This is a genomic window from Veillonella sp. 3310 (genome assembly GCF_003999875.1).
GTDB lineage: Bacteria > Bacillota > Negativicutes > Veillonellales > Veillonellaceae > F0422.
The window spans coordinates 48,917-75,752 of record NZ_RQVJ01000006.1; the positions used below are offsets into that span (position 1 = coordinate 48,917).

A 26,836-nucleotide genomic window follows, 5' to 3' on the forward strand; every position below is an offset into this window, starting at 1 on the left:
AGTTACATTTTATGATTGACGGAATAGCTGATTTGTACTACTCTATACGAGGAACTAACTGTATAGTCTGTATCAAGAAGAACAGAACTGAGTTCCATTTTTTAGTATTGGTTCGACTTATATCCTAAGGGAATAAGAACGGAGGAAAACATGGAAAAAGAAACAGCGTTGCAAACACAACCATCGCAAAAATTTACGGTACGTCAATTAACGATTATTGGCTTATTGGCAGGGATTACGATTGTACTTGGCATGACAGGATGGGGCTTTGTGCCAATCCCACCAATTAGTGGGACCATCTTGCATATTCCAACCCTTTTAGGTGGTATCGTAGAAGGTCCTAAAGTGGGGATGTCAGTAGGGTTCTTATTTGGTGCTTACAGTATGGTACGAGCGTATATGTCACCGAATGTTTTATCTTTCGTGTTTATGAATCCAATCATTTCTATATTACCAAGAATGTTGATTGGTTTAGTAGCAGCGTTGGTATATATGTACTTGCCAGTTAAGGTAAGAGCTATCCGTATTGGTGTAGCCGCTTTCTTAGGAAAAGTCACAAGTACTATCCTTGTATTGACTGGTATTTATACAATCTATGGTGTAGAATTTGCAAAGGCAACACACATTTCACAAGAAGCTGTATTTGATGTGGTGATGGGTATTGCATGGTCTCATGGTATTCCAGAAGCACTATTAGGAGTAGCCGTTGTAACACCTGTGGCACTAGCTGTCATCAAAAAATTTAAATGATAATGAAATTGAGTGTATAGACTGCTCATGCATTCAAGTACGGATTTTTTAAATCGGATATAATCAAGAAGTGAATTAGCAAAGACTGATCACTTCTTGTTTTTTTATGTGTTAGGAGGAGTATACTCATGAATTGGAAAAACGATTAATCTACTTTGTGGGTGATAAACCTTCTGATGTACAGGCTGCTGAAGCGATTGGAATGCGTGCCTATCCATTTGAAGAAGAAAATTTAATGACATTCCTAACACCTATCTTCGCTTGGGAAGAAGGCAGAAAATTGTTAGGTTTGTAAATTAACAACGAACACTTTTATGAGAGTCTCATAAGGTGTTCGTTTTTTATAGGATCTATTAATACATGTTGGGACAAGTAGTCGCTACATTTGACAAAGAGCCTTTTTATAACTGTAAGAAAAATTACATTTTATGATTGACAGAACCGCTGATTTGTACTACTCTATACGAGGAACTAACTGTATAGTCTGTATCAGGAAGAGCAGAACTGAGTTCCATTTTTTTATTATTGGTTCGACTTATATCCTAAGGGAATAAGAACGGAGGAAAACATGGAAAAAGAAACAGCGTTGCAAACACAGCCATCGCAAAAATTTACGGTACGTCAATTAACGATTATTGGTTTATTGGCAGGGATTACCATTGTACTTGGTATGACAGGTTGGGGCTTTGTGCCAATTCCACCAATTAGTGCTACTATCTTGCACATCCCAACTATCTTAGGTGGTGTTGTGGAAGGGCCTAAAGTAGGTATGTCAGTAGGTTTCTTATTCGGTGCGTACAGTATGGTACAAGCTTACATGGCGCCTAATATTTTATCCTTTGCATTTATGAATCCTATTATTTCTGTATTGCCAAGAATGTTGATCGGTTTAGTGGCAGCGTTGGTGTATATGTATGTACCAATTAAGGTGAAAGCCATCCGTATCGGCTTAGCTGCATTCTTGGGAACAGCTACTAATACAATCCTTGTTATGACTGGTATTTACACAATTTATGGTGTAGAATTTGCAAAAGCTACACATATTTCACAAGAGGCAGTATTTAATGTTGTGATGGGTATCGTATGGTCTCATGGTATTCCAGAAGCCTTGTTAGCAGTAGCTGTTGTAACACCAGTGGCAATTGCGGTGATCAAGAAGTTTAAATGATAATGATATTGAGTGTATAGACTGCTCATGCATTCAAGCACGGATTTTTTAAATCGGATATAATCAAGAAGTGAATTAGCAAAGACTAATCACTTCTTGTTTTTTATGTGTTAGGAGGAGTATACTCATGAATTGGAAAAAACGATTAACCTATTTTGTACTAGGAGCTACTATGGTGGCTACTGCAGTAGGTATTGCTGGGTGTGGCAGTGATACAAAACAAGCAGCACCAGCTGAAAAAATGAAGGTCGTTACTACCGTGTTCCCTGTATATGATGTAGCGAAACAAGTAGGGGGAGACAAAGTTGATGTGACTTTATTAGTACCTCCAGGAGCAGAACCACATGATTGGGATCCAACTGCAAAAGATTTAAAAGAAATTGGTACTGCTAAAGTGTTCTTATATAGCGGTGCAGGTTTGGAACCAACAGAAAAGATTTTAGAAAAAGATGTGCTACAAAAAGCGCAACCTGTAGAATTGTCTAAATCTGTTACTTTGTTGCCAGCTCCAGATGAAGATGAAGACGAACATGATCATGACAAAGATCATAAAGATGACAAAGATCATAAAGACGACAAAGATGACCATAATAAAGCTCAAAAAGAAGATAAACATGAGCACGAACATGAACATGGCGAGTTTGATCCACATGTATGGTTAGATCCAATGAATGTTGCTAAAGAAGTAGATGCCGTTGTAGAAGCCTTCTCTAAAGCAGACCCTACGAATGCAAAATACTATGAAGCTAACGGCAAAGCATACAAAGAAAAATTACAAGCTTTGCATGCTAAATATGAAGAATTTGGTAAAACACAACACGACAAACATTTAGTAGTTAGCCATATGGCATTTGGGTACTTAGCAAACGCATACGGTTTTGAACAATTGGGTATTATGGGAGTATCTCCAGATGCTGAACCAACACCAGAACGCATGGCAGATATCGTGGCTTTCATCAAAGAACATAATGTAAAAGCAATCTTCAGTGAAGAATTGGTAAGCCCTAAATTGGCTAATGCTATCGCTGCTGAAACTGGCGTAAAAGTGTATGTATTAAACCCTGCAGAAGGTTTAACAGAAGAACAAGCACAAAAAAATGTGACATACCTTGACATCATGGAAGAAAACCTTAAAACATTGAAAGAAGCGTTAGCTCACTAATTCCTATGCCTTTTGCTTGCTTGAAACGGTATTAGATGATAATATATAAGAGTAAGTTTGTGCTTAGGAGGAATGAAGATGTCTAAACGTATTCGTACAATTAACACTGAATCCCTACAAAAAACTGCTAAAACAGGCGGCTGCGGCGAATGTCAAACATCCTGCCAATCTGCTTGCAAAACTAGCTGTACAGTAGGCAACCAAGTGTGCAAACAAAAATAATCATTGGATTAGCAACAAGCTGTTCACCATTCGGTGGACAGCTTGTTTGCTTTATATTGTATTTAAGAGTATACAAAAAAATCCCCCTAGATGTGCATGATCTAGGGGGATTCTGTATGCTAACCCTTTATATCTTTAGCCTGTCTAAATTATAATACATGTGCTTTAAAAGTACAATTTTTTGCATACTATAATTTTAGAAAAAGTATACCCTATATTGATAGCTTTCTATACGTTATACGTATAAAGTGATATAATACAAGTTAGACTTTAGTAAGTTAATGGAGGTATGAATGTTAGAATTACAACCGATGATTCATAAATTTAAAATGAAAGATAAGTTCTTTCTACTAGACGTGAATAGTGGCATTATCCATGTTATCGATGAGCTTATCGATCGCGTGTTAGATATCTATAATGGCACAAACCGTGAGGCGGTACATAGTGCACTAGATGCGACAGAGGATGCAGCAGAATTAGACGAAATTATGGATGAGTTAGATGAGCTCATCAAAGAGGAAATGCTCTTTGCTCCTATGTCTGCAGAGTTCAAACTTGTGGTGGATGAAAAGCCAATCGTCAAAGCTCTTTGCTTAAATATTGCTCATGATTGCAACTTAGCTTGTAAATATTGTTTTGCCAGCCAAGGTGATTACGGCGGAGTGAAACGGGAATTAATGAGTTTTGACGTGGCGAAACGTGCCGTAGACTTCTTAATTTCCATGAGTGGTCCACGCCAACATTGCGAAATCGACTTCTTCGGTGGTGAGCCTTTGTTGAACTGGGATGTAGTGAAACAGACCGTAGAATATATTGAATCGATTCAAGACAAACATGGAAAGATTTTTAAATTGACCTTAACCACCAACGGTGTGTTGCTTACACAAGATAAAATCGATTATGTGAATGAACATAACATGAGTTTAGTTCTTTCCTTAGATGGTCGTGAAGATGTACATAATAGCATGCGCCCTAGTGCAGGTGGCAGAGATACGTACCAAACGGTAGCAAAAAACTTGGTCAATGCCGTACAGCAACGTGATGGCCGTGAATATTATGTGCGTGGTACGTATACGCATAATAATCTAGACTTCTGTAAAGACGTAGAAGCTATGTCCGACTTAGGTTTCGAGCATTTGTCTATGGAACCAGTAGTTGGGGAAGACGGTGCTTATGTATTGCGTCCAGAAGATATGCCAATTATTGAAAAAGAATATGAAAAATTGGCAGACTTATATTTAGAACGTCAATTAGCTGGTTGGGGTGAGAAGTTTAACTTCTTCCACTTCCGTATGGATTTATATCGTGGACCATGTATGGCAAAACGTTTACGTGGTTGCGGAGCGGGTCATGAATATATGGCGGTTGTACCAAATGGAGATATTTATCCATGTCACCAATATGTAGGTAAAGATGGGTATGTGATCGGTACTGTTTTCGATGGTTTGAAAAACTACGATATACCAACACAGTTTAGAAACACTCACGTATTTACGAAAGAAACATGTGCTAATTGCTGGGCAAAATTCTTCTGCTCTGGCGGTTGCCATGCAAATAATGAAACATTAGGTGGAGACCTTAGCACACCATACGAAATGGGATGTAAATTACAGAAAAAACGTATTGAATGTGCTATTATGATCCAAGCTGAACTTGATGCAGCAGGGATCCGACAAGAAAATCACTAAAATTATATAACAGAAGGGAGGCGGGTTCTATGAAGGCATACACCATACATGTAACGGGCATTGTACAGGGCATAGGATTCCGCCCCTTTGTGTCTAAACTAGCTCACGAATTAGGAATCGTGGGCACAGTAAGAAATGACACGAGCGGTGTGGAGATACACATACAAGGTGTGGATGCAGATTGCCAACTGTTTGTAGAGCGATTGCAGTCTGAGTTACCTATACATGGACGTATCGATACCTTACAAATGGAACCGACGGAATTACAGACTTTGGATGATTTTACCATCATCCTTTCTCATGGTGTGAAAGGACATGCCTTTATTGGGGCTGATATGGCGCCTTGCGAGGCGTGCTTGCAAGATATACAAGACCCTGAGAATCGACGCTTTCACTATGGGTTTACGAATTGTACGAATTGCGGTCCAAGGTATACGATTATTGAAAGTACCCCTTACGACCGTGACAAAACATCAATGAAAGTATTCCCTATGTGTGAAAACTGTCAGAAGGAATATGACGACCTAAACGGTCGGAGATACCATGCAGAGCCCAATGCTTGCGAGCACTGTGGCCCTATGTTTACATTGAAAGGCGCAGATGGAACGGTACTCACCACTGGGCTGGATGCGATAGAACAAGCCAAAGAGCATATACAAAATGGTTCTATCGTGGCACTAAAAGGCGTGGGAGGCTATCACTTGGTGTGTGATGCTTTACAAGAAAACGCAGTACAATCCTTAAGACAGCGCAAAGGACGACCTCGAAAACCATTAGCGGTCATGGCAGGGTCTTTGGAAATAGCAAAACAATATGTACATATATCTGAAAAGGAAGAAGAACTGCTATTGAGTCCTGCAAGGCCTATTGTGTTGTTGCAAAAGATAACAGAGCGTACTATAGCCCCTAGTGTAGCTCCTGGCATGGCAACGTTGGGCATTCTTTTACCTTATGCACCGTATCATTATAGCTTGATACCGTCTGAGGCTTTGTGGGTGATGACCAGTGCCAACCGCAGTGGAGACCCTGTGCTATATGATGATGTACAGGCAGCGGAAGAGCTACAGGGCATTGCAGAGTATATATTGACTCACAATCGGGAGATTATTTCTCCCGTGGACGATTCGGTGGTGCAAGTGGTTCAGAATGAACCGATTCTAATCCGCCGTAGCCGAGGATACGTACCGTTGTCCATTCTTGTAGTACCATTAGAAAAGAGTCCTACCATGCTTGCCATGGGGGCAGATATGAAAGCCTCTTTTGGTATGAATCGTGGGTCTCATGCGATCCTTAGTCCCTATATGGGAGATATGGAACATCAGCGAGTGCAAGATTTATTGTGGATTACGACGAAACGTTATGAAGACTTATTTCAGTTACAGCCTACTCAAGTTATTGTAGATGCCCATCCGAATTATTATACTTCGCAGTGTGGTAGAATCTATGCAGAGAAGCATCAATTACCTGTCATAGAAGTGCAGCATCATCATGCCCATGTGGCAGCGGTACTGGCGGAGCATAACATTCAAGATCCTGTGCTAGGAATCTGCTTTGATGGGACAGGATATGGCACAGATGGCACTTTATGGGGTGGTGAATTTTTATATTGCCACAAAGAATATATGGAACGGATGGCACATTTGAGTTATGCCCCTTTGCCAGGTGGTGAAATAGCCGTACGAGAACCGTGGCGCCAAGCCTTGTGGTATGTGAATCAGCTCTATCCAGCAGGAGCGCCTACAGTGCTAGAACAGTGGAAAGAATCACTGCCTAAAGGCTGGCAATTGTTAGAAAAAATGATGCCCCATATGCAGATGATACAGTCTTCTAGTGGTGGTCGTTTATTTGATACCGTAGCATCTTTGTTGGGGTTAGGTTATGAGCATCTCTATGATGCGCATCTTGCTATAGAGTTAGAGCAATTGGCGCTTTCAGAGAAGGGCAGTATCCTAGATATGAAGATGGATGAAACTGTATTAGATACGATGAGTTTAGTACGTTCTGTCATAGAACAATTAGAATGTGGTGAAAGTGTAGCAAAAATCTCAGCGAACTTTCACAGAACTTTGATATATTATATAGGACAGATGGCGAAACAATGTTGTGAAAAACGACAGATTTCGCACATTGTTTTGTGTGGAGGAGTATTCCAAAATCGCATTCTCCTAGGAGGAGTAATGCAAGAATTACAGGGATATAAGGTCCACGTTCCAACCCAAAGCCCTATGAATGATGGCGCTATCGCCTTGGGACAATTATGGTTAGGAAGTTATATAAATAGATAGGAGATACTATGTGTTTAGCAGTACCTGCACAATTGGTGCATATTAATGAAACCATCGGTACCGTGGAATTAACAGGGGTGCAACGAGAGTGCAGCCTGTTATTGGTGCCGGAAGCAAAAATTGGAGATTGGTTATTAGTCCATGCGGGCTGTGCCGTACAAATTGTAGATGAGGAGGAAGCGCGTTTGACCCTTGAGGCATTCCGCGAATTAGAAGAACTTGAACAAGATTACTTTAACGGAAAAATCGAAAGTCGCAGCTAGTTTACTAGAGCGCATTCACGAATTACATAATCCAGAGGAAACGGTACGATTCATGGAAGTCTGTGGGACCCATACAGTGGCTATCTTTCGTGAAGGGATTCGTCAAATGTTGCCGAAAGGCATAGAATTAATCAGCGGTCCTGGATGTCCTGTGTGTGTGACAGACCAACAATATATGGATCAAGCCTTGGCGTATGCGGCTCGAGAGGATGTAGTCATCGCTACCTTTGGAGATATGCTGAAGATTCCTGGTACAACAGGTAATTTATGGCAGTCAAAAGAAAATGGGGCTCATATTGAAATTATTTATAGCCCTATGGAAGTGATTGGATTGAGTGAACAATATCCAGATAAAAAGATTATTTTCTTAGGCATCGGCTTTGAAACGACTATCGCTGTCATTGCGGCCACTATTCAGGCAGTACATGCTAAGGGATTAAAAAATGTATTTTTCTTGATTTCTCATAAATTGGTGCCTCCTGCATTACGTGCATTATTGAGTAATCCAGAGCATCAAATTGATGGATTTCTGTTGCCAGGCCATGTAAGTGTTATCATTGGGGAACAGCCGTATCAATTCTTGGCCGATGAATATCATATGCCAAGCTGTATTGCTGGTTTTGATGGTGTAGAAATTTTGGCGGCTATTGTGAATTTGTTGGAACAACGAAAAGAACAAACATTTTATGTAGGTAATACGTATCGTTCTGTGGTAGCAAAAACGGGCAATTCTGTAGCACAACAGTTGATGGATACTTTATATGAACCGTCCGATGATGGTTGGCGAGGTATCGGTGTATTGCCAGCATCGGGTTTAAAATTGCGCGGAGAATGGTCTGCCTATGATGCGTTGGTACAACTACCTTTAGGAACATTTACAACCAGTGATGGGCCGAAAGGATGCCAATGTGGATCTGTCATTCAAGGAATGATTCATCCGGATGCATGTCCTTTATTTGGTAAACTTTGTACACCAGAGCATCCAGTGGGGGCTTGTATGGTATCGGTAGAAGGCAGTTGTTCAGCTTGGTATAAATATGGTTTTTCCAGTGGTGGAATGACCTGGGAGGAATAAATGGAACGTATTCGCTTAGTCCATGGTAATGGCGGTAAATTTAGCCATGAATTGGTGGACCAATATATTGTGAAATATTTTTCGAATCCAATATTAAATGAATTACATGATGGCGCTGTATTTCCAGTCACAACGGGACGTATGGCTATGAGTACAGATTCCTATGTAGTGACACCACATATTTTCCCCGGTGGCAACATTGGTAAGTTAGCTGTATGCGGTACAGTAAATGATTTAGCTATGATGGGCGCAGTGCCTCAGTATTTGTCGTGCGGGCTCATCTTAGAAGAAGGATTGCCTATTTCGACATTAGAAACTGTGTTGCAAACCATGTCAGATATGGCACAACTTTCAGGGGTATCCATTGTGACAGGGGATACGAAGGTAGTAGAAAAGGGGTCTGTTGACGGCATCTACATCAATACTGCCGGCGTAGGTATCGTACCAGACTATGTACAGTTAGGTACTTCCTATATTGAAAGTGGTATGAAAGTTATCATTTCCGGCACCTTGGGGGACCATGCGATTGCTGTCATGGGAACTCGGTATGGATTGGATTTACCAGATACGATACAAACAGATTGTGCGCCTTTACATAAAATGGCTCACAAGTTATTAGAAACCTTTGGTAAAGATATTGCATTCTTTAGAGATCCTACTCGTGGTGGCTTAGCGACGACGCTCCAAGAGATTGCCAACTCCGCACAAAAAGGGATTCGTTTGCAAGAGTCTGCCATCCCTATTAGAGAGGAAGTACAAGCTGTATGCCAAGTGTTAGGGTACGATCCATTGTATTTGGCAAATGAAGGTAAGATGATTGCCATTGTACGTGCTGATGTGGCAGATGAGGTAGTGCAGGTGATGCGTACTTTCACAGAAGGTCGTGATGCGGTGATCATCGGCGATGTGGTGAATGGCAATGCCGGCAAAGTAGGGTTACAAACGGCAGTAGGTGGAATTCGCCTCTTGGATATGCTGGGAGAAGACCAAGTGCCACGAATTTGCTAGAAAATTGTAATAATTCATGAAAAAATCATACATATCCCGTATACTTTGTATAGAATAAAAATGTATTTTTTGATACAATGGAAAGGAAAAGGAGGATATTACGATGAAAAAACAAATCGTAGCTGCTATGGTAGCATTCTCAGTAGCCACTGTAGGTGTTGTTGGCGTTCAACAAGCACAGGCATTTAATTTAGGCAGTCTAGTAGGGGGCGTATTGAAAGTAGGAGGCGTGGGCTTTCTAGTGGATAAGTACGGTGACTCCATCAATAATTTCTTGAACAATTTATTAAAGCAAAATAATTTGAGTACTACGTACTCAACAAAAGTAGTTCCTATTGTGAGTCTAGGTAAAGGCGGCCATATTGGTGCGGCGCAGGTAACAGGCCCTAGCAGTGAAGTGGAACGTGTTGAGGCGGTAGCGCAAATAGAGGCTAGTTTTAATTCCGTAGCTCGCGTAAAAGGACTAGTACCGATTGATAGCACAAACCCAACGACTGCTAATCGCATTCAAGGGGTCGGTGTATCAGCAATTATAGATTTGAAGATTTAATGGATTAGCACGGGCTTGCCCGTGCTATCTATGTGTTAGTAGAGATGAGGAGATACTATGAAACGTTCTGCTGTATTGGGAGCCGTATTCGCTCTTTTAACAACAAGTGTATGGGCTGCACCAGACACTGTTTTAGAAAAAACAGAAGCCTTAGAAAGTACTGTATATGGTAAAGTGCAAGTAGGGGCCTTAACAGATCGAGTGCATCAATTGCAAGATACTATTTTGGGAGCCAAACAACAAGGCAGTATTACTGGTCAAGTGGAATCTTTGTACAAATCTGTAGAAGGGCAAGGTACAAAGGTAACGTTACATCAGGAAGTGAATGCTTTGGAATGGATGTATTTCGATGAAGTTCATAGTGGATCTCTTGTAGAGCGCATTGGGGAAATGGAACGCAGTGTGAATGGGCTAGAAACAAAAGGCTCCTTACAAAGTCGTGTACAAAAACTAAAACAATCTATTTTTGGCACACAAGTAGCGTTAAAAACTAAGACTGGCACAATTGGAGCAGATCAAGTATTTACTCTAGAGTTGACAGAACCTGTGACATCTCAAAAAAATGTAAAAGATGATGTGGTACATGTCAAAGTAGCCGAAGATGTAATGGATGGAGAAACTTTGTTGATTCCTAAAGGTACGGTAGGAACTGGGCATATTACAGAAATTACAAAAGCTCGTTCCTTTGGTCGTAATGCCAAATTGAACATTGTATTTGATCAATTACAAGGTATTGATGGCACAATTTTCACAGCTATCCAAGGGGAAGAAGCAAAAGCGAAAACAAAAGGCGAATTAAAAGCGGCTGGTGCCTCTGTAGCGGGAGCTGTGTTATTGGGGCCAGTGGGCTTAGTAGGTGGTTTCTTTGTAAAAGGTAAATCCATTGATTTGCCAGTAGGAACTCTTGTATATGTACAACCGGAATCTTCTGTTACTATTTCTGGTATAGAAATACATGGTGTGGATACCGGTGTAGCTCCTAAAGCTCCAGTGGAGCCAGTGGTGGCGCCAAAAGCAGCAGAGCCAGTTGCTACACAAGTAAAAGCTGCAAAAGCAGAACCAGTACAAGTAGTACCAGATGATACATTAACAGAAAAACCTGTTATTATTGTAAAACGCGAGCAAAACTAGGAGATGGGCATGAAAAGATATTCTGTAACAGCCGCTGCCATTTTGACGGCATTGGCATGTACACAAAGCCATGCACAAGCAGTAGATACGACAGCTCCAGTATTTGAAACGGAGCCCCAAGTAGCTACGGTTCAGTATGTGCAAACGCCTATGGGTTCCACTGTATCTACGGATACAAAGTATGTACCAAATCTGCAAGTGAAGCCAGTATCTCCTAAAGAAAAACAAGAGGTACAGAAGCCAGCTGTGCCAGTTCGTATTGATGCAGATAAAATGTATTATAATGATACCACTGGTCGTGTATGGGCCAATGGCTCTGTAGAAGTTGAACGTGGCAATCAACAATTATTGTCGCAAAACATAGAAGGCAATGTGAAGACACAACAGTATGAAAGTACATCAGACTATCGCTTTTTAGAAGATAAAGGGGACACAAAAGATTTAAAAGGTTCTCATATTACCTACAATGCGACTACTGGTGAAGCGCATACAAAGGATGTATTTGGCTATGCGGATCCCTATTGGGTGAAAGCTGAAGTGGGTGACTTTGATGGTAAAACAGGTCGTATTGAAAAGGGTTGGTTAACTACAAAACATGCGATCGCTTTCAAAGGAGCCCCTGATTATCGTGTGGAAGGGGATTATATTGAAGTATTCCCTGGCGATAAAGCAGTCATTCATAATGCAAGCTTTTATATTAAAAATAAACGAATTATTTCTGTAAAAAAATATACCGTGTCTTTGCGCCAAGATAAACAAGGAGAAGTCAGTGTATTTTCCTTTGTACCAAGACCAAAATACAATTCTTCTGATGGATTGAGCTTACATGGTAAGATTGACTATCCTGTATCTAAGCATGGAGAGTTATTCTTGCATTATACTTGGGGTACCAATATTGGGTTTAAACCGTCTTTTGGGTATGTACAGTTCTTGCCATGGGGTGAAGCAAAGATTGCATATAGTCGTGAATCAGCTACATTAAATGCTAAAAAGGTATGGGTAGAAAAGAAACCTGAACTGTCCATAGATACGCATGCCTATCATATAGGTACTACGCCGTTTACCATTCGTGGTGGTGCTAGCTATGGTAGATGGGTAGAAGGCCATATCAAGGGCTCACATGCTAAGTATTTTGGGGAACTTTCTCATGACCCAGTTCACGTTGGACCAAAGACAGAGGTAAAATTCTATGGTGGTTACCAACGGGACTATTATGGATATGATTCATCCGTACGGTCTATGCCATATTGGGGCGTAGGAGCGACTACAAAATTAGGACCACGAGTGGATGCATGGGCTGGATATCGTCAAAGTAATGTATCGGTTTCAGCAGATTCTCCATATCCATTTGACCAAATCGATGTGAAGTATAATCTGTACTATGGTTTAAGTGTACAAGCTACACGATTAGACCGTTTTAGTATACAAATGCAACGAGACTTGCAAACCCATGAATTACGCTATGTAGATTTGACGTGGCATAGAGATTTGCATTCCTTTGAGGGCTCTTTGACATATCGCACGAAACAAAAGAAATGGGAATATACATTGGTAGCGAAAGATTTTTAATCTAAGGGGACGCCATGAAAAAAGTTAGAAAAGCAGTCATTCCAGCGGCAGGCTTTGGAACGCGCTTTTTGCCAGCCACTAAGGCACAACCAAAAGAGATGTTGCCTATTGTGGATACACCAACTATACAATATATTGTGCAAGAGGCCATCGATTCAGGTATTGAGGATATTCTAATTATTACGGGGCGCAATAAGCGGGCTATTGAAGATCATTTTGATACTAGTGTGGAGTTGGAACAACTATTACAACAACAGGGAAAACAACAACATCTAGAGATGGTACGAAACTTGGCGAGTATTAAAGTTCATTACATTCGTCAGAAAACAGCCCGTGGCTTAGGTGATGCGATTTACTGTGCGAAGTCTTTCATAGGGGATGAGCCATTTGCTGTTCTCTTGGGGGATGATGTGGTGTATAATCCACAAAATCCATGTTTGAAGCAGTTGATTGATTGTCATTACGCCCATGATGGCGTAACAATTTTAGGTACTCAATTTGTAGCTCCCGAAAAAGTTAGCTCTTATGGTATTGTGTCGGGACATGAAATTGAACCGAATGTGTACGAGGTAGCTGGGCTAGTGGAAAAACCACCACTTGAATATGCCCCATCGAACTTGGCCGTATTAGGTCGTTATATTTTGACTCCAGACATATTTGACGAGTTAGAAAAAACGCCTCAAGGAGCGGGCAATGAAATTCAGTTGACCGATGCTATTGCGAGACTTTCATCGAAAATTCTAGCCTATTCCTATGAAGGGGTACGCTATGATATAGGTGATCGCTTAGGCTATTTAAAAGCAACTGTAGAATACGGCTTGCGAAATCCACAGTTGGCAGAGGCTTTCAAAACCTATTTACAAGAACTAGACATCGATTCTGTTATGAATCTTAAAGCGTAGTTGTATATATGTAAGTAACGGATGTTATGAGGTGCATACCTTGTGATATCCGTTTTTGCATATCTACTCACTGCATAGCAAGAATGCGTTGTGATACATATCACAGATGCTTGGATTTACTAAGGCTAATGCAGTGTATATGATGAGGCTCATATTGTGAAATACTTAATTAAATGTTAGAATATAAGAGAATATACATAAGTATAATAAGTTACAACGAATGAGGAAACTATGGCAACAAGATTAAAATGGAAACAGTCCGAAATTAAAGAAAACCCGCTTTTTTCTAAATTGAGAAGTACGATAGAAACAGCGTTTTATGGAAATAATGTAACACCTGTTAAATCCATTGCACAGGCCTATGAGTTAGCAGCTAAGGAACCTGGTGTCATTGTATTAGATATGCCAATCTACCGTGCGGAAGAGCAAGGTTTACCACAAGATGCAAAAGTATTAGTTACTAATAATGGTAAAACTACAGGTCGTTATGCAAAAGCACGTCGTATCATCGGTGATGAAGGTATTAACGAAGTAGAATTATGTGATATTGCTCGTGAAGCTGTGTATGATAGCCGTCATAAAGAGTGGATTTCTGCGCAAGCTATTGTAGGCTTGGATGAAGCTTTCACCGCTCGTGCACATTTAATGATTCCTAAAGAACATGCTTCTATCTTGTACTCCTGGGCTATCAACTTCCAATTTTTCAATGAGGAAGTAAAGGCTTTTTACAGAGAGAGTAAGGAAATTCCTGAAGGGGATATTTTTATCTATTCTGATCCAGATTATGTGGTAGAAGGATACCCTGGAGGACTAGCTATTTTTGACCCTGCTCATAACTGCGCTATGATTTTAGGCATGCGCTATTTTGGGGAACATAAAAAAGGCACTCTTACATTAGGATGGTCCTTGGCAAATCGTTATGGTTATGTGGCATGCCATGGTGGTATGAAGCGATATAATTTACAAGATGGTTCTTCCTATACAATTGGCGTATTCGGATTATCCGGATCGGGTAAATCTACCTTAACCCATGAACAACATGATGGACGATATGATATTTCTGTGTTACATGATGATGCGTATATCATTCATACAGAAGATTTATCCTCTATTGCTTTAGAACCAACATATTTTGATAAAATGCAAGACTATCCGGTGGAACATCCTGCTAATAAATATTTATTAACATTGCAAAATGTTGGGGTCACCTTAGATGAAGATGGCAACAAAGTTGTTTTAGCAGAAGATGTGCGTAATAACAATGGTCGTGCTATTAAATCGCAATTCTGGACAGACAATCGCGTGAACTTTGTGAAAGACCCAGTGAATGCTATCGTGTGGTTGATGAAAGATAAAACGTTACCACCGATTTTAAAAATTGACGATCCAATTTTGGCGGCTACTATGGGTGCTACGCTAGCAACACGTCGTTCTACAGCGGAAAAATTAGATGACAATGTAGATCCTAACGCATTGGTCATTGAGCCTTATGCAAATCCATTCCGGACCTATTCCTTGCGTACCGATTATGAAAGCTACAAAAAATTGTTCACTCAATCTGGTGTAGATTGCTATATTATGAACACTGGTTTCTTCTTGGATAAAAAAATTCCAAAAGAAGTCACATTAGGCTTGTTAGAGGGCTTAGTTGAAGGTAGCCTTAATTTTGAACCATTCTATAAATATGAAAACTTAGAATATGTAAAAGTAGAAGGTTTTGAACCAGATTTTACAGTTCGTGAGTATCATCATATTCTTCATAAAGCATTTGAGTTCCGTTATGATTACATTGAAAACTTAAAAGGAACAAAAGATGAGTTGCCTGACGAAGTATTAGATGTGTTAAAAATCATTATGTAGGGGGACTGACAATGAAGCAAACATTATCTTGGGGTTCCGTAGCCTTTATTGGAACTATGCTGTTCGGCATGTTCTTTGGGGCAGGTAACTTAATTTTCCCAGTTCACTTGGGGCAAGAAGCAGGTCAAGCCTTATGGCCAGCTATTATAGGTTTTTTAGTAACAGCTATCGGGCTACCATTCTTGGGTATTGTTGCTATGGGCGTGTCTCGTAGTAATGGCTTACAAGATTTAGTGAGTCGCGTACATCCAATGTACGGAAAAATCTTTACCTTATTATTGTACATTACCATTGGTCCTGCATTTGCCATCCCAAGAACGAGCACAGTATCCTATACTATTGGATTTGAACCATTTCTTGGTGGTGTCAATCCAGAGCTTGCATTAGGAGTATTCTCTGCAGTGTTCTTTATCATTGCTATTTTGTTCTCTTTGAACCCAGGCAAGTTGATGACCTACATCGGCAAGGTATTAACACCATTATTCTTAGTATTTCTAAGTATTTTATTGATCACTGTAGTGGTTATGCCAATGGGCGATTACACATCAGTGGCGCCACAAGGGGAATATGCGACTCATCCGTTCTTTAAAGGTTTCACTGAAGGTTACAACACGTTAGATGTATTGGCATCCTTAGCATTTGGTATTATTGTCATCCGTGCTCTACAAGGAGTAGGAGTGACAGAACCTAAGGATATTGCTATGGGGCTTGTGAAAGCTGGACTTATTGCGTGCTCCATTATGGCTGTTATCTACGGTTTCTTAGCCTACAGTGGTGCTACTAGTGTAACCACATTAGGCCTTGCGAAAAATGGTGGTATCACCATGGCGCAAATGAATGCGTTCTACTTCGGCAATATAGGGGCTGTGTTATTGGCGATTATCGTTACCTTAGCTTGCTTAAAAACCTGCGTAGGCTTAATCGGTGCTTGTGGTGAAACATTTGATGAAATGTTCCCGAACACATTGGGCTATCGTGGCTATGCATACTTAACAACAGCAGTGGGTTTCTTAATTGCTAATGTGGGATTAACAAAAATTATCGAACTCGCCATCCCTGTATTGATGTTCTTGTACCCATTGTCCATTACGATCATTTTGTTATCCTTTGCAGCACCAATCTTCAAAGGAAGACAAGCGGTATATGCTTGGACAACAGCTTTTGCTTTATGGGCGGCACTAGGCGATGCTATGGCAACGGCGCCAGCATTTATCAATCAATCTGGATTTGTCCAATGGGCATTACCATATTACGGAATGCTTCCATTTGCCTCTATCGGCATGGGCTGGATTGTGCCATCCATTATCGGTTTCTTTGTGGGTATGGTGCATATTGGTATTGTGCGAAAATAATAGTATATGCTTGTACATACACTAGTTGATATGTTTAGTGTCGCGGTGTAAGTATCTTGTAAGACAAATTAATAGTGTAATATAGATAAACGACTAGGTTGTAAGAATCTAGTCGTTTTGTCTATCTTGACAAGTATGTTTCTATGTTCATTATTATAAACATGGGCATTAATTTTCCGGGCCTTAAATATATTTTACATAAAAATATTGGATTCTATAGAAATTTCAAATTATATATTTTCTATTACTTTCACATGTGGTATAATCTCTATATCTTTCCCATAGAAAGACTGTAGGAGGTAGCGCGAGGCTACCAATGTAGTATAGTAGAAAGGAGATTTTTATGTGGAAAAAAGGACTGGCCCTGTTGGTGGTCTGTCTGGTGGGGTTCTCGGTATGGCATGAATCTTCACTAGAAGCACCAGGAGGAGGCAAGATGTACCGAGTAGGTATCTTGCAATTAGCGGAGCATCCCGCATTAGATGCAGCAAACAAAGGTTTCGTAGATGGATTACGTGAAGAGGGATTTGTAGACAATGTGATTCTTGATCACCAAAATGCGCAGGGAGATCAATCCAATCTAAACACCATTGCCCAGCGATTTGTGGCACGTAATTCCGATTTAGTGGTGGCCATTGCGACCCCAGCGGTACAGGCTATGGCGAATGCGACGAAGGACATTCCTGTATTAGGCACTGCGGTGACGAGCTTTACTACAGCACGACTTGTGGATAGTGATGAACATCCAGGTGGTAATGTGTCGGGCACCACGGACATGGTACCTATGGAAAAACGGGTCGAACTAGTGCATCAATTATTACCGAATGCGAAAAAAATCGGTACTATCTATTCATCTAGTGAAGTGAATTCACAATTACAAGCAGAGAGTTTTCGAAAAGAAGCACAGAAATACGGTATGGAATTAGTGGAAATTACCGTATCTAATGTGAACGATGTACCGCAAGCAGCGAACCAATTGGCGATCATGGGCATCGATGCAGTGTACTTTCCAACGGATAATATCATCGCTTCATCTTATGCGAATATCGTCACCATATTTAGTAGCGCCAACTTACCAGTGTTCCCCTCTGATGAGACATGGTTAAAAACAGGTGGACTTGCAGCCTATTCTGTAGACTTTTATAGATTAGGGGTTCAAACCGGACATATGGCGGCCCGTGTACTTCGTGGTGAAAGTACGCCGGATAGTATGCCAATCGAGATGCAAGAGCCTATTAAATTTGTATTCAACCAAGACGAAGCGGATCGCTTACATATCCAAATTCCAGAGTCATTGCGACAACAGTAGTATAGTAGTGGGGGCAACCCCGAGTAGGAGGATCTATGACAAACTTAATTATTAGCACCATTGCACAAGGCCTATTATGGGCATTGTTGGCATTGGGTGTATTTATTACTTTCAGAATTTTAGACGTAGCTGATTTAACAGTGGAAGGTAGTTTCCCTATGGGCGCTGCTATTTCAGCGGTATTGATTACCATGGGTGTGAATCCTTGGCTGACAGTTGTGATAGCAGGTATTGGTGGTATGGTTGCCGGTGCTGTGACGGGATGGATACATACAAAATTAAAAATCCCTGCATTACTAGCTGGTATCTTAACCATGATTGCCTTGTATTCTGTGAACTTACATATTATGGGGAAAGCAAATATCTCCTTATTGCGCATGGATACGGTGTACTCCGCCATTCATAGCATGGGTATTTCCAATGCGGTAGCATTGACTATCATTGGTGTAGTGGTAACTGTGGTAGTGGGATTATTCTTATTCTGGTTCTTTGGTACTGAACTAGGCACATCTATCCGCGCTACTGGGGTAAATCCACAAATGATTCGTGCCCAAGGGGTAAACACAGATTCCATGATTGTTCTTGGATTACTATTATCCAATGGTTTTGTAGCTGTATCTGGGGCGTTAATTGCTCAATCCCAAGGTTTTGCAGATATCGGTATGGGCGTAGGAACTATCGTTATCGGCCTCGCATCTGTTATCATCGGGGAGGTACTATTTGCTTCTTCTTCGGTAGTGCGCAAACTATTTGGTAATTCTTCCTTCGTGTTGAGCTTAGTAGCCGTTGTATTCGGTTCCATTATTTACCGTATCGTTATTGCTACTGTACTATACCTAGGTATGCCTCCAAATGATTTGAAATTATTTACCGCTATATTAGTAGCTCTTGCCCTATCTTTACCAACGTGGCAAGGTAAATTTCGTCGTGGTTAAGAGGAGGGTGCGCACATGTTAGAATTAAAAGGAATTGTGAAAGCCTTCCATAAAGGCACTGTGAATGAAAAAATTGCTCTTCGTGGCATTGATTTACGATTAGAAGATGGAGATTTCGTGACTGTTATCGGTGGTAATGGAGCTGGTAAAAGTACATTGTTGAACTCCATTGCCGGTGTATTCTCCGTCGATGAAGGTTCATTGCATATTAATGATGTAGACGTCACTCACATGGCGGAATACAAACGGGCCAAATACATTGGTCGTGTCTTCCAAGATCCTATGTTGGGCACAGCTGGCAATATGCAAATTGAGGAGAACATGCTCCTTGCCTTACGCCGTGGTAAACAAATGGGATTGTCTTGGGCTTTTAAAGAAAATGAAAGAGAATTATTTAAACAGCAATTAGCTCGTTTGGATTTGGGTTTAGAAAATCGTTTGTCATCCAGTATGGGATTATTAAGTGGTGGTCAACGTCAATCCATTACTTTGTTGATGGCCACTATGTTGAAACCGGAAGTGCTGTTGCTAGATGAACATACGGCAGCCTTAGACCCGAAAACGGCAGAAAAAGTATTGCAGCTCACAGATGAACTAGTAAAAGAACATCATTTGACTACCTTGATGATTACCCATAATATGCGTGATGCCTTACGATTCGGCAATCGTTTGATCATGATGGATAATGGTAAAGTTATCTATGATGTACGAGGAGAAGAGAAGGCTAGCTTAACCGTACAAGATTTATTAGAGCGCTTTGAAGTAGCCAGCGAAAATACCCTCAGTGACCGCATGATGTTGGGCTAAGTACTTTACTTTTACCACAAAGTATAGTATTATAGATACCGATGTATTAACCTAGGCGAGGTAATTGAGTCTCCGCCCATTACTTTGGCCTATGGAATTGTAATTTTTAGGAGGACATGAAACATGTTAACTACAGAAGCTAAAGCAGCTATTATTAAAGAATTCGCTGTTCACGAAGGTGACACTGGATCCCCAGAAGTACAAATCGCGATTTTAACTAACCGCATTGTATACTTAACAGAGCATTTAAAAGAGCACAAAAAAGATCATCATTCCCGTCGTGGTCTTTTAAAATTAGTTGGTCAACGTCGTAACATGCTTGACTACCTTCGTCGTAAAGACATCGAACGCTACCGTGCGATCTTAGAAAAATTAGGCTTACGTAAATAATTTTACGTACTTACAAAAAGCGGCTTCGGCCGCTTTTTTGTTATATATGAAGATATTTTCACAAAATGATTTGCAATATTGAAAATGAATGGTATACTAATAGAAAACTTAATGTTTGTTTTATAGTAAGAAGGGAAGTACTAATGAAACAAGTTAAACGAAATGCAACGCGGTTACTATTATTATCTATGGTTACGGTAGCGCTGGGCAGTTATACAGGGTATGCTCATGATGCGCAAGCGGTAGAAGAAACGGTGACCTTGCCAGATGTAACGGTAACGGCAACGAGAACCTTACAAGATATTTCAAAAACGCCTAGTTCTGTGTCTGTGGTGACAGCGAAGGATATTGAAAATCGCAAGGTGGATACGGTTGCAGATGCGATACAATTATTACCAGGGGTGTATAAAAGTCAAGCTTCGGCAGGTGAAATACAAATCCGTGGATTCGATTCTAAAAATATATCGGTACTCGTTGATGGCGTGCCGATGAATAATTCTTTCAATAATAAGGTGGACTGGGAAGTGATTCCCGTGCATTCCATCGATCGAATTGAATTGGTGCGTGGTGCTAGTTCCTCCTTGTATGGTGGTAAAGGGGTAGCAGGTGTATTAAGTATTACAACGAAACAAGTGGCACCGAAGGCAAATCGTCAAGGGATTCGTTGGCATGGCAAGGTCAATGGCGGGACTTATGGTACTTGGAACAACGAACTAGGATTTGATGCTCGAGTGTCTGATATGGTAGCCATTGGTGTATCTGCAGAAGAGCGTCGCACAAATGGATTCCCAGGATTTTTTGTGACCGATAAGAGCAAAGCAATTACTAGTAAGGTAAAAGCGATTACACCAGATATGCCGTTGGAACAATTGAAAAGTGGCAAATATGTGTTAGGGAATCGTGGGGATAAATCACTTCATAATAAAAATCTATCAGCGTATGTGACGATGAACTTAGGTGAGAAAGAAACATTAACCTACCGCTATACTTACGCTAATAATAAGTATTCCTATCATAATCCAATCACTGCCGTTACAGTGAATGGTAAGACTATTTTTGATGGGGATATAAAAGTAAATGACAAACAGTATGTGAAACTAAATGGCAATAGTTTCTTAGGTCATGATGCAGAGCGAGAATATCATTCTCATAGTTTGCAATATAAAAATGAAGCGAACAAATTACAGATTTCCTTGGGTTATTTAGATAAAAAGAAAGATGGCTATTCTGTGCCAACAAAAGCAACTTCAGGAGATTATGAAGGTCCAGGGACGCACTCCTTCTATCCAGGCAAAGCGTACAATCTAGATGTGCAAAAAGCATGGAAACCTGAAGGAAAACATCAAATTGTAGGGGGATTGAATTGGAAACAAGAGCGGTTTGATCAAGAAAAGATTTCTTTGCAACATTGGCGAGATAAAAACTCTAAAGATACTAAGGTATTCCCTAACGGTGTGAGTGAAACGAATACAGGGGCATCTCGCACGATGGCAGTTTTTGTACAAGATACGTATCGCCCTAACGATGATTGGGCTATTTATGCCGGACTTCGTTTAGATCATTTTAAAAAGTACGATGGGTCCCACGGGGAGTACAATAAGAAAACAAAGTCCTACGATGTTGCACATCATAATGATGGATCTTACACAGAGTTGAGTCCTAAGTTGTCCGTAGAAAGATACCTTGATGATTCTACCAACGTCTATGCATCCTATGGTCACTCCTTTGCACCGCCAACCTTGTACCAAGTGTACCGCTTCGGTCAAACATCTAAAACTCCTATTCATGCAAATCCAGAGTTAGATCCAGAACATTCCGATACCTTTGAACTTGGTTTGAAAAAATCTTGGAATGAAAGTACAAAATTAAACGTAGCAGCCTTTTATGTGAATACAAAGGATAAAATTCAATATGTTACATTTAAAAAGACAGATGGTACTGAGGATTACAAAAAGTATATCAATATAGGATCAGAAACACGTCGTGGTGTAGAATTAGAACTTCGTCACAAGTTGTCTAACAAATGGTCTGTCTTTGGAAACTATACATGGCAAATGGGATATATAGAAAGTAAAGCTTTGGACAATACAGATCAAAGTGATGGAAAAGAACAAAACTTTGAAATTCCAAGGCACCTATTCCATGGTGGTTTGGAATACAATAGTGGCAAGTGGAATGTGTTGTGGGATATGCAATACGTAAGCTCCCGCAACAGCAAAGATACCGCAGGTGGCGAGCCAGAGTCAGAAGATGCGTACTTCTTGACTAATGCGTCCGTAAATTATAAAGTATCCAAAGAAGCGACATTGCAATTCGGAGTACAAAATATCTTTAATCGTGAATACTATGCGAGAGAAGCAACAGGCGGCCGTACGTATAATGTAGGCATGAAATTTAAATTCTAATATAGAAATCTGTAAAATGAGACGTTCCGACGAGGGGCGTCTCATTTTGTTACCTACTAGATGTTGTATGACCAATTGGAATAGCACTACCATAGGCAATGGCTCTTACCAATGGTATACTAAAGAGGATATAAAGATATTCATAGTAGAGGTCCAAGTGATTCGTAAGGGGAGTATGTATGAATTATAAGCGAAATGTACTAGCAGGACTTGTTATGGCATGTTTGAGCACTGTACCATTTGTGTATGGAGCGTCGGCAGAGGTAGGCTTTCAACAGGTTGTGACGCAACCAGAGCTCATTGAGGTAAGCACAGCGGGGCGAGCTGTGGCGATGCGCAAATACCACGAGGTACTCAACTATCCAGAGGGACTGCATATTAAGGTAAATGGTGTAGGGTATGACACGGTGCAGCAGAAGCACCATAATGTAACTGGTATTTATGTATTGGATGGTACTAAGTTAACTGTCCACAAGGGCTTGCAAGTAGATCTAAGTAATGCTCACCCTTATGACCAAGCCGATGAAATGGCACATTATTACATGAGCGGTATCTATGCCGGCTTTGGTCGAAAACATGTTGATGACCCGAAATATGATACAAAGGTGGTCGTTCATGGGCCCACGGTGATTCAAGCCGTTGGCAATGGGGTACAAGCTAATAAAGATAGTTATATTACGTTAGACGGTCCTGTGAAAATTGAAACTGTGCCATTTGAGCAAGCAGATGTGTATGCTGCTATTGTCGAAGAAGGTAGCATTGGTATTGGCACTAGTCGGTTGGCTGATACCTATACGGGTACAGCCCCTGCATCTACTCCGAAACCATCCCAGTATGCAACGGTACAAGTAACAGGCAATGTAGGGATATTGAATAAAAACTATGGATTGAATCCTAATCCTGGACGTCATGGTTCGTATATTGTGATGAATTTAGGGACGAAGGACTCCGTGTGGACTGGGGCGGCATTAAATGAATTTGCTGAAAGTGGAAATAACCCTCACCAGTCTGGCGTTACACTAGAATTGAAAAATCAGGCAACGTGGCATAATCGATGGATAGGAGCTAAGCGACATCGCAGTGGACATGAAGAATTACTGCTAGCAACTGGCAAAGGATATACTTTTACAGGTAGTCATATTCAAACATTAATCGGCGGTGATACGCCAGAAACGGCAGGTATTATTTACCAAGAAGATACAGAACCTATTGTAGTAGATGTATTGCAGGGGTATGTAAAAATAGTAGATCGTAGGCCTAATGCAACAAATACAACTGCGCCCATTCGAGTGATAAGCAATAGAGGACAACTTACCATTCTCAAATAAGTATGCATATTTTGCATAGGAATCAAGAAAAGCTTGCATACTATTATCATTTTAGAGTATAATTGTATGGAAGTATTATTACTTGGTCATAAAAGGTGGTTATATGAGTCGTATAAAGAAGGAAGAACGACAACAGTTATTGCGCGAAAAACTGAATATAAGTCCCTTCACGACGGATGAGGAATTGGCCACATATTTTGGAGTTAGTGTTCCGACCATTCGATTGGATCGTTTGGCATTAGGCATTCCTGAGTTACGTGAACGGATTAAGGCAATGGCACAGGAGCATTCTGATGACAGACAGCATATTGATCGGGCAGATGTAGTAGGAGATGTCATTGATTTAGCAGTAGGACAATATGGCATCAGTGTTCTTCGCACTACAAAAGAGATGCTAGATCGATCAGGCTATGTGGAGGCACAATATTTATACGCCCAGGCTAACTCGTTGGCAAGAGCTATTGTAGGGGTTCCTACAATGATTGCTGGAGTTGGAAATATTAAATATAAGAGTCTCGTTAAAAGCGATGTTAATTTAGCAGCAAAAGCTGAATTAGTGCGACAACGAGGAGAAAAATTCTTTATAAAAGTAACAATCAAAGATACCATAAAAGAAGTGTTTCGCGCTAAATTTATTATGGAATCTGTGATAGAATAAGGGTGAATTATGAAGATTGCAGTAGATGCTATGGGTGGCGATTTTGCCCCCCTCGAAATAGTCTTAGGCTCTATTGCCGCTGTGCACGAATACGATACTATGGATATCGTGCTTGTCGGTGATAAAAATAAAATAAAAGAAATTTTGGAAGCAGAAGGTGAACTGGATAATCCAAGAATCTCCATTCATCATGCTAGTGAAGTCATAGAAATGCATGAGCATCCCAGTATTGCCTTGCGCAAGAAGAAAGATGCGTCCATTGCAGTGGCTACACGTTTAGTTCGTGAAAAGGTATGTGATGCGGTGATTGCACCAGGTAGTACTGGAGCAGCTGTAGCATCGGCTCTATTAGGTTTGGGAAGAATCAAAGGGATTGAGCGCCCTTGTATTGCTACACCATTACCAACAGCGAATGGCGTGACAATTATGCTAGATTCTGGTGCTAATGCGAATAGTAAGCCAAAACATCTAGTGCAAGGGGCTATCATGGGATATAACTATGCGCAGTTATTACTTGGTAAACCTAACCCAACTGTGGGCTTGTTAAATATTGGTGAAGAATCCACTAAAGGAAATGAAGTTGTCTTAGAAACCTATCCGTTACTACAAAAACTGAAAACAATCCCTTTTAAAGGAAATGTGGAAGGCCGTGATATTCCAAAAGGAACGGTAGATGTAGTAGTATGTGATGGATTTGTAGGTAATGTGGTGCTTAAATTTGCAGAAGGTCTTGTATCTGTGGTACAAGATATTCTAAAAGAAGGCATCAAACAAAGTAGCATTATCTCTAAACTAGGAGCCTTATTGATTGTTCCTGTGTTTAAGAAAATAAAAAAACGACTAGATCACACAGAAAATGGCGGAGCACCTCTATTAGGGGTAAATGGTGTATTTATCATTTGCCATGGTAGCTCCAAATCTAAGGAAATTATGACAGCAATTAAAATTGCTGGAGATCTAGTAGAACGGAAATTAATTGAACATATTTCCTCAAGTATTGAAGAAGAAGGGACCCTAACATATGACAATGCTGAATAAGCCAGTCGGAATTATTGGTACCGGTAGCTATGTGCCAGAAAAAGTTCTTACAAATGCAGACTTAGAAAAAATGGTAGATACTAGCGATGCTTGGATTCAAGAAAGAACCGGCATTAAAGAACGTAGAATTGCACCAGAAGGTGTAAATGCTTCAGATATGGCTACAGAAGCGGCAAAAAAAGCCTTAGAAGCTGCTAAGTTAACAGCAGAAGATATCGATTGTATCATTGTTGCCACATTAACAGGCGATATGGCAATTCCATCTACAGCATGCTTAGTCCAAGCTAATTTAGGCGCTACAAAAGCAGCAGCCTTTGATTTATCTGCAGCTTGCTCAGGATATGTATACTCTTTGATTACAGCTAGTTCTTATATCAATGCTGGATTGTTTAAAAATGTGCTTGTAGTAGGCGTTGAAGTATTATCTCGTGTGGTAAACTGGGAAGATCGTAATACATGTGTTCTTTTCGGTGATGGTGCTGGAGCCGCTGTAGTATCTTCAGTAGAAGAAGGCTATGGTATGCTCGGTATGGATATGGGGGCTGACGGAAGTGGCGGAATGCATCTATGTATTCCATCTGGAGGTACGGCATTGCCACCAACCACAGAGCGTCGTGAAGAGGGGCTTACCTTCATTCATATGAATGGACAAGAAGTATATAAATTTGCTGTAAAAACGATGGGTAAAACTGTATTGAAAGCTCTAGAAATGGCAAATATGGAACTGGAAGAATTAGATTTCTTCATTCCACATCAAGCGAATACTCGCATTATCAAATCTGCAGCAGATCGTTTGCATCTGACAGAAGATAAAGTATTTATTAATTTACCTAAGTATGGAAACACATCAGCAGCATCCATTGCGATTGCTTTAGATGAAGCAGTGCGTGCAGGAAAATTGCAAAAAGGTGATAATCTTGCCGTTGCTGGATTTGGTGCAGGATTAACTTGGGCAAGTCTAGTAATGAAATGGTGCTAAGG

Annotated in this window: 25 protein-coding genes; all 25 read left to right on the top strand. The window is 40.5% G+C overall.

Going from position 1 to position 26,836, the window contains the following annotated elements; translation table 11 throughout:
* The first annotated feature begins 150 nt into the window (after positions 1-150).
* The 25 genes from EO127_RS07530 to EO127_RS07650 all read left to right on the top strand — a co-directional run bounded on the left by EO127_RS07530 (position 151) and on the right by EO127_RS07650 (position 26,834).
* Positions 151-750, top strand: coding sequence for an ECF transporter S component (locus EO127_RS07530; RefSeq protein WP_062401874.1), 600 nt, complete (start codon positions 151-153; stop codon positions 748-750).
* A gap of 133 nt (positions 751-883) precedes the next feature.
* On the top strand, positions 884-1,045 hold the full coding sequence (locus tag EO127_RS07535; RefSeq protein ID WP_009353045.1) for a hypothetical protein: 162 nt from the start codon (positions 884-886) through the stop codon (positions 1,043-1,045).
* A gap of 273 nt (positions 1,046-1,318) precedes the next feature.
* Positions 1,319-1,918, top strand: coding sequence for an ECF transporter S component (locus EO127_RS07540; protein ID WP_009353027.1), 600 nt, complete (start codon positions 1,319-1,321; stop codon positions 1,916-1,918).
* A gap of 127 nt (positions 1,919-2,045) precedes the next feature.
* Positions 2,046-3,080, top strand: a complete 1,035-nt coding sequence (locus EO127_RS07545; protein ID WP_009353031.1) for a metal ABC transporter solute-binding protein, Zn/Mn family — start codon at positions 2,046-2,048, stop codon at positions 3,078-3,080.
* Between the two features lie 78 nt (positions 3,081-3,158).
* The gene (scfA, locus tag EO127_RS07550) at positions 3,159-3,302 is read left to right on the top strand and encodes a six-cysteine ranthipeptide SCIFF (RefSeq protein ID WP_009353042.1); all 144 of its coding nucleotides are present in this window, start codon (positions 3,159-3,161) and stop codon (positions 3,300-3,302) included.
* A gap of 293 nt (positions 3,303-3,595) precedes the next feature.
* Positions 3,596-4,990, top strand: coding sequence for a thioether cross-link-forming SCIFF peptide maturase (gene scfB, locus EO127_RS07555; RefSeq protein WP_127448794.1), 1,395 nt, complete (start codon positions 3,596-3,598; stop codon positions 4,988-4,990).
* 29 nt (positions 4,991-5,019) lie between these two features.
* On the top strand, positions 5,020-7,275 hold the full coding sequence (gene hypF / locus EO127_RS07560; protein ID WP_127448795.1) for a carbamoyltransferase HypF: 2,256 nt from the start codon (positions 5,020-5,022) through the stop codon (positions 7,273-7,275).
* Between the two features lie 8 nt (positions 7,276-7,283).
* Positions 7,284-7,538: a HypC/HybG/HupF family hydrogenase formation chaperone gene (locus tag EO127_RS07565; RefSeq protein ID WP_126939224.1), complete on the top strand. Its 255-nt coding sequence runs from the start codon at positions 7,284-7,286 to the stop codon at positions 7,536-7,538.
* On the top strand, positions 7,495-8,613 hold the full coding sequence (hypD, locus tag EO127_RS07570; RefSeq protein WP_127448796.1) for a hydrogenase formation protein HypD: 1,119 nt from the start codon (positions 7,495-7,497) through the stop codon (positions 8,611-8,613). The genes EO127_RS07565 and hypD overlap by 44 nt, the downstream gene beginning before the upstream one ends.
* Complete coding sequence (gene hypE / locus EO127_RS07575; protein WP_127448797.1) at positions 8,614-9,621, top strand: hydrogenase expression/formation protein HypE; 1,008 nt, start codon at positions 8,614-8,616, stop codon at positions 9,619-9,621.
* A 103-nt stretch (positions 9,622-9,724) separates the two neighbouring features.
* Complete coding sequence (locus EO127_RS07580) at positions 9,725-10,171, top strand: hypothetical protein (protein WP_127069124.1); 447 nt, start codon at positions 9,725-9,727, stop codon at positions 10,169-10,171.
* A gap of 57 nt (positions 10,172-10,228) precedes the next feature.
* Entirely contained in the window at positions 10,229-11,302 is a 1,074-nt protein-coding gene (locus EO127_RS07585; protein WP_127448798.1) for a hypothetical protein, read from the top strand.
* Between the two features lie 9 nt (positions 11,303-11,311).
* Positions 11,312-12,871, top strand: a complete 1,560-nt coding sequence (locus EO127_RS07590; RefSeq protein WP_127448799.1) for an OstA-like domain protein — start codon at positions 11,312-11,314, stop codon at positions 12,869-12,871.
* Positions 12,872-12,885: 14 nt separating this feature from the next.
* Entirely contained in the window at positions 12,886-13,773 is an 888-nt protein-coding gene (gene galU, locus EO127_RS07595) for a UTP--glucose-1-phosphate uridylyltransferase GalU (RefSeq protein ID WP_127448800.1), read from the top strand.
* 231 nt (positions 13,774-14,004) lie between these two features.
* The gene (locus EO127_RS07600; protein WP_127069128.1) at positions 14,005-15,633 is read left to right on the top strand and encodes a phosphoenolpyruvate carboxykinase (ATP); all 1,629 of its coding nucleotides are present in this window, start codon (positions 14,005-14,007) and stop codon (positions 15,631-15,633) included.
* Between the two features lie 11 nt (positions 15,634-15,644).
* Positions 15,645-16,985: a branched-chain amino acid transport system II carrier protein gene (brnQ, locus tag EO127_RS07605; RefSeq protein ID WP_127448801.1), complete on the top strand. Its 1,341-nt coding sequence runs from the start codon at positions 15,645-15,647 to the stop codon at positions 16,983-16,985.
* Between the two features lie 343 nt (positions 16,986-17,328).
* Positions 17,329-18,294 (top strand): ABC transporter substrate-binding protein, encoded by a 966-nt coding sequence (locus EO127_RS07610; RefSeq protein WP_127069130.1) that lies wholly within the window; start codon positions 17,329-17,331, stop codon positions 18,292-18,294.
* A 35-nt stretch (positions 18,295-18,329) separates the two neighbouring features.
* A complete protein-coding gene (locus tag EO127_RS07615) occupies positions 18,330-19,229 on the top strand; it encodes an ABC transporter permease (RefSeq protein WP_127448802.1) in 900 nt (299 codons plus the stop codon).
* A 15-nt stretch (positions 19,230-19,244) separates the two neighbouring features.
* Positions 19,245-20,036, top strand: a complete 792-nt coding sequence (locus tag EO127_RS07620) for an ABC transporter ATP-binding protein (protein WP_009353555.1) — start codon at positions 19,245-19,247, stop codon at positions 20,034-20,036.
* A gap of 123 nt (positions 20,037-20,159) precedes the next feature.
* Positions 20,160-20,426: a 30S ribosomal protein S15 gene (gene rpsO, locus EO127_RS07625; protein ID WP_009353572.1), complete on the top strand. Its 267-nt coding sequence runs from the start codon at positions 20,160-20,162 to the stop codon at positions 20,424-20,426.
* A gap of 143 nt (positions 20,427-20,569) precedes the next feature.
* Complete coding sequence (locus EO127_RS07630) at positions 20,570-22,831, top strand: TonB-dependent receptor (RefSeq protein ID WP_127448803.1); 2,262 nt, start codon at positions 20,570-20,572, stop codon at positions 22,829-22,831.
* 179 nt (positions 22,832-23,010) lie between these two features.
* Positions 23,011-24,159, top strand: a complete 1,149-nt coding sequence (locus EO127_RS07635; protein WP_127010779.1) for a hypothetical protein — start codon at positions 23,011-23,013, stop codon at positions 24,157-24,159.
* A gap of 103 nt (positions 24,160-24,262) precedes the next feature.
* Positions 24,263-24,817, top strand: a complete 555-nt coding sequence (fapR, locus tag EO127_RS07640) for a transcription factor FapR (RefSeq protein ID WP_009353554.1) — start codon at positions 24,263-24,265, stop codon at positions 24,815-24,817.
* Between the two features lie 9 nt (positions 24,818-24,826).
* Complete coding sequence (gene plsX / locus EO127_RS07645; protein WP_062401840.1) at positions 24,827-25,855, top strand: phosphate acyltransferase PlsX; 1,029 nt, start codon at positions 24,827-24,829, stop codon at positions 25,853-25,855.
* On the top strand, positions 25,839-26,834 hold the full coding sequence (locus tag EO127_RS07650; protein WP_127448804.1) for a beta-ketoacyl-ACP synthase III: 996 nt from the start codon (positions 25,839-25,841) through the stop codon (positions 26,832-26,834). Before plsX ends, EO127_RS07650 begins: the two co-directional genes overlap by 17 nt.
* The last annotated feature ends 2 nt before the right edge of the window (positions 26,835-26,836 follow it).

Coding starts and splice junctions, on each gene's coding strand:
- EO127_RS07650 (WP_127448804.1), top strand. CDS start 25,839: ATGACAATGCTGAATAAGCCAGTCGGAATTATTGGTACCGGTAGCTAT.
- EO127_RS07630 (WP_127448803.1), top strand. CDS start 20,570: ATGAAACAAGTTAAACGAAATGCAACGCGGTTACTATTATTATCTATG.
- EO127_RS07620 (WP_009353555.1), top strand. CDS start 19,245: ATGTTAGAATTAAAAGGAATTGTGAAAGCCTTCCATAAAGGCACTGTG.
- brnQ (WP_127448801.1), top strand. CDS start 15,645: ATGAAGCAAACATTATCTTGGGGTTCCGTAGCCTTTATTGGAACTATG.
- hypE (WP_127448797.1), top strand. CDS start 8,614: ATGGAACGTATTCGCTTAGTCCATGGTAATGGCGGTAAATTTAGCCAT.
- scfB (WP_127448794.1), top strand. CDS start 3,596: ATGTTAGAATTACAACCGATGATTCATAAATTTAAAATGAAAGATAAG.
- EO127_RS07615 (WP_127448802.1), top strand. CDS start 18,330: ATGACAAACTTAATTATTAGCACCATTGCACAAGGCCTATTATGGGCA.
- EO127_RS07600 (WP_127069128.1), top strand. CDS start 14,005: ATGGCAACAAGATTAAAATGGAAACAGTCCGAAATTAAAGAAAACCCG.
- EO127_RS07585 (WP_127448798.1), top strand. CDS start 10,229: ATGAAACGTTCTGCTGTATTGGGAGCCGTATTCGCTCTTTTAACAACA.
- EO127_RS07635 (WP_127010779.1), top strand. CDS start 23,011: ATGAATTATAAGCGAAATGTACTAGCAGGACTTGTTATGGCATGTTTG.
- rpsO (WP_009353572.1), top strand. CDS start 20,160: ATGTTAACTACAGAAGCTAAAGCAGCTATTATTAAAGAATTCGCTGTT.
- EO127_RS07565 (WP_126939224.1), top strand. CDS start 7,284: ATGTGTTTAGCAGTACCTGCACAATTGGTGCATATTAATGAAACCATC.
- EO127_RS07530 (WP_062401874.1), top strand. CDS start 151: ATGGAAAAAGAAACAGCGTTGCAAACACAACCATCGCAAAAATTTACG.
- fapR (WP_009353554.1), top strand. CDS start 24,263: ATGAGTCGTATAAAGAAGGAAGAACGACAACAGTTATTGCGCGAAAAA.
- scfA (WP_009353042.1), top strand. CDS start 3,159: ATGTCTAAACGTATTCGTACAATTAACACTGAATCCCTACAAAAAACT.
- galU (WP_127448800.1), top strand. CDS start 12,886: ATGAAAAAAGTTAGAAAAGCAGTCATTCCAGCGGCAGGCTTTGGAACG.
- EO127_RS07580 (WP_127069124.1), top strand. CDS start 9,725: ATGAAAAAACAAATCGTAGCTGCTATGGTAGCATTCTCAGTAGCCACT.
- hypF (WP_127448795.1), top strand. CDS start 5,020: ATGAAGGCATACACCATACATGTAACGGGCATTGTACAGGGCATAGGA.
- EO127_RS07545 (WP_009353031.1), top strand. CDS start 2,046: ATGAATTGGAAAAAACGATTAACCTATTTTGTACTAGGAGCTACTATG.
- plsX (WP_062401840.1), top strand. CDS start 24,827: ATGAAGATTGCAGTAGATGCTATGGGTGGCGATTTTGCCCCCCTCGAA.
- EO127_RS07610 (WP_127069130.1), top strand. CDS start 17,329: ATGTGGAAAAAAGGACTGGCCCTGTTGGTGGTCTGTCTGGTGGGGTTC.
- EO127_RS07540 (WP_009353027.1), top strand. CDS start 1,319: ATGGAAAAAGAAACAGCGTTGCAAACACAGCCATCGCAAAAATTTACG.
- EO127_RS07590 (WP_127448799.1), top strand. CDS start 11,312: ATGAAAAGATATTCTGTAACAGCCGCTGCCATTTTGACGGCATTGGCA.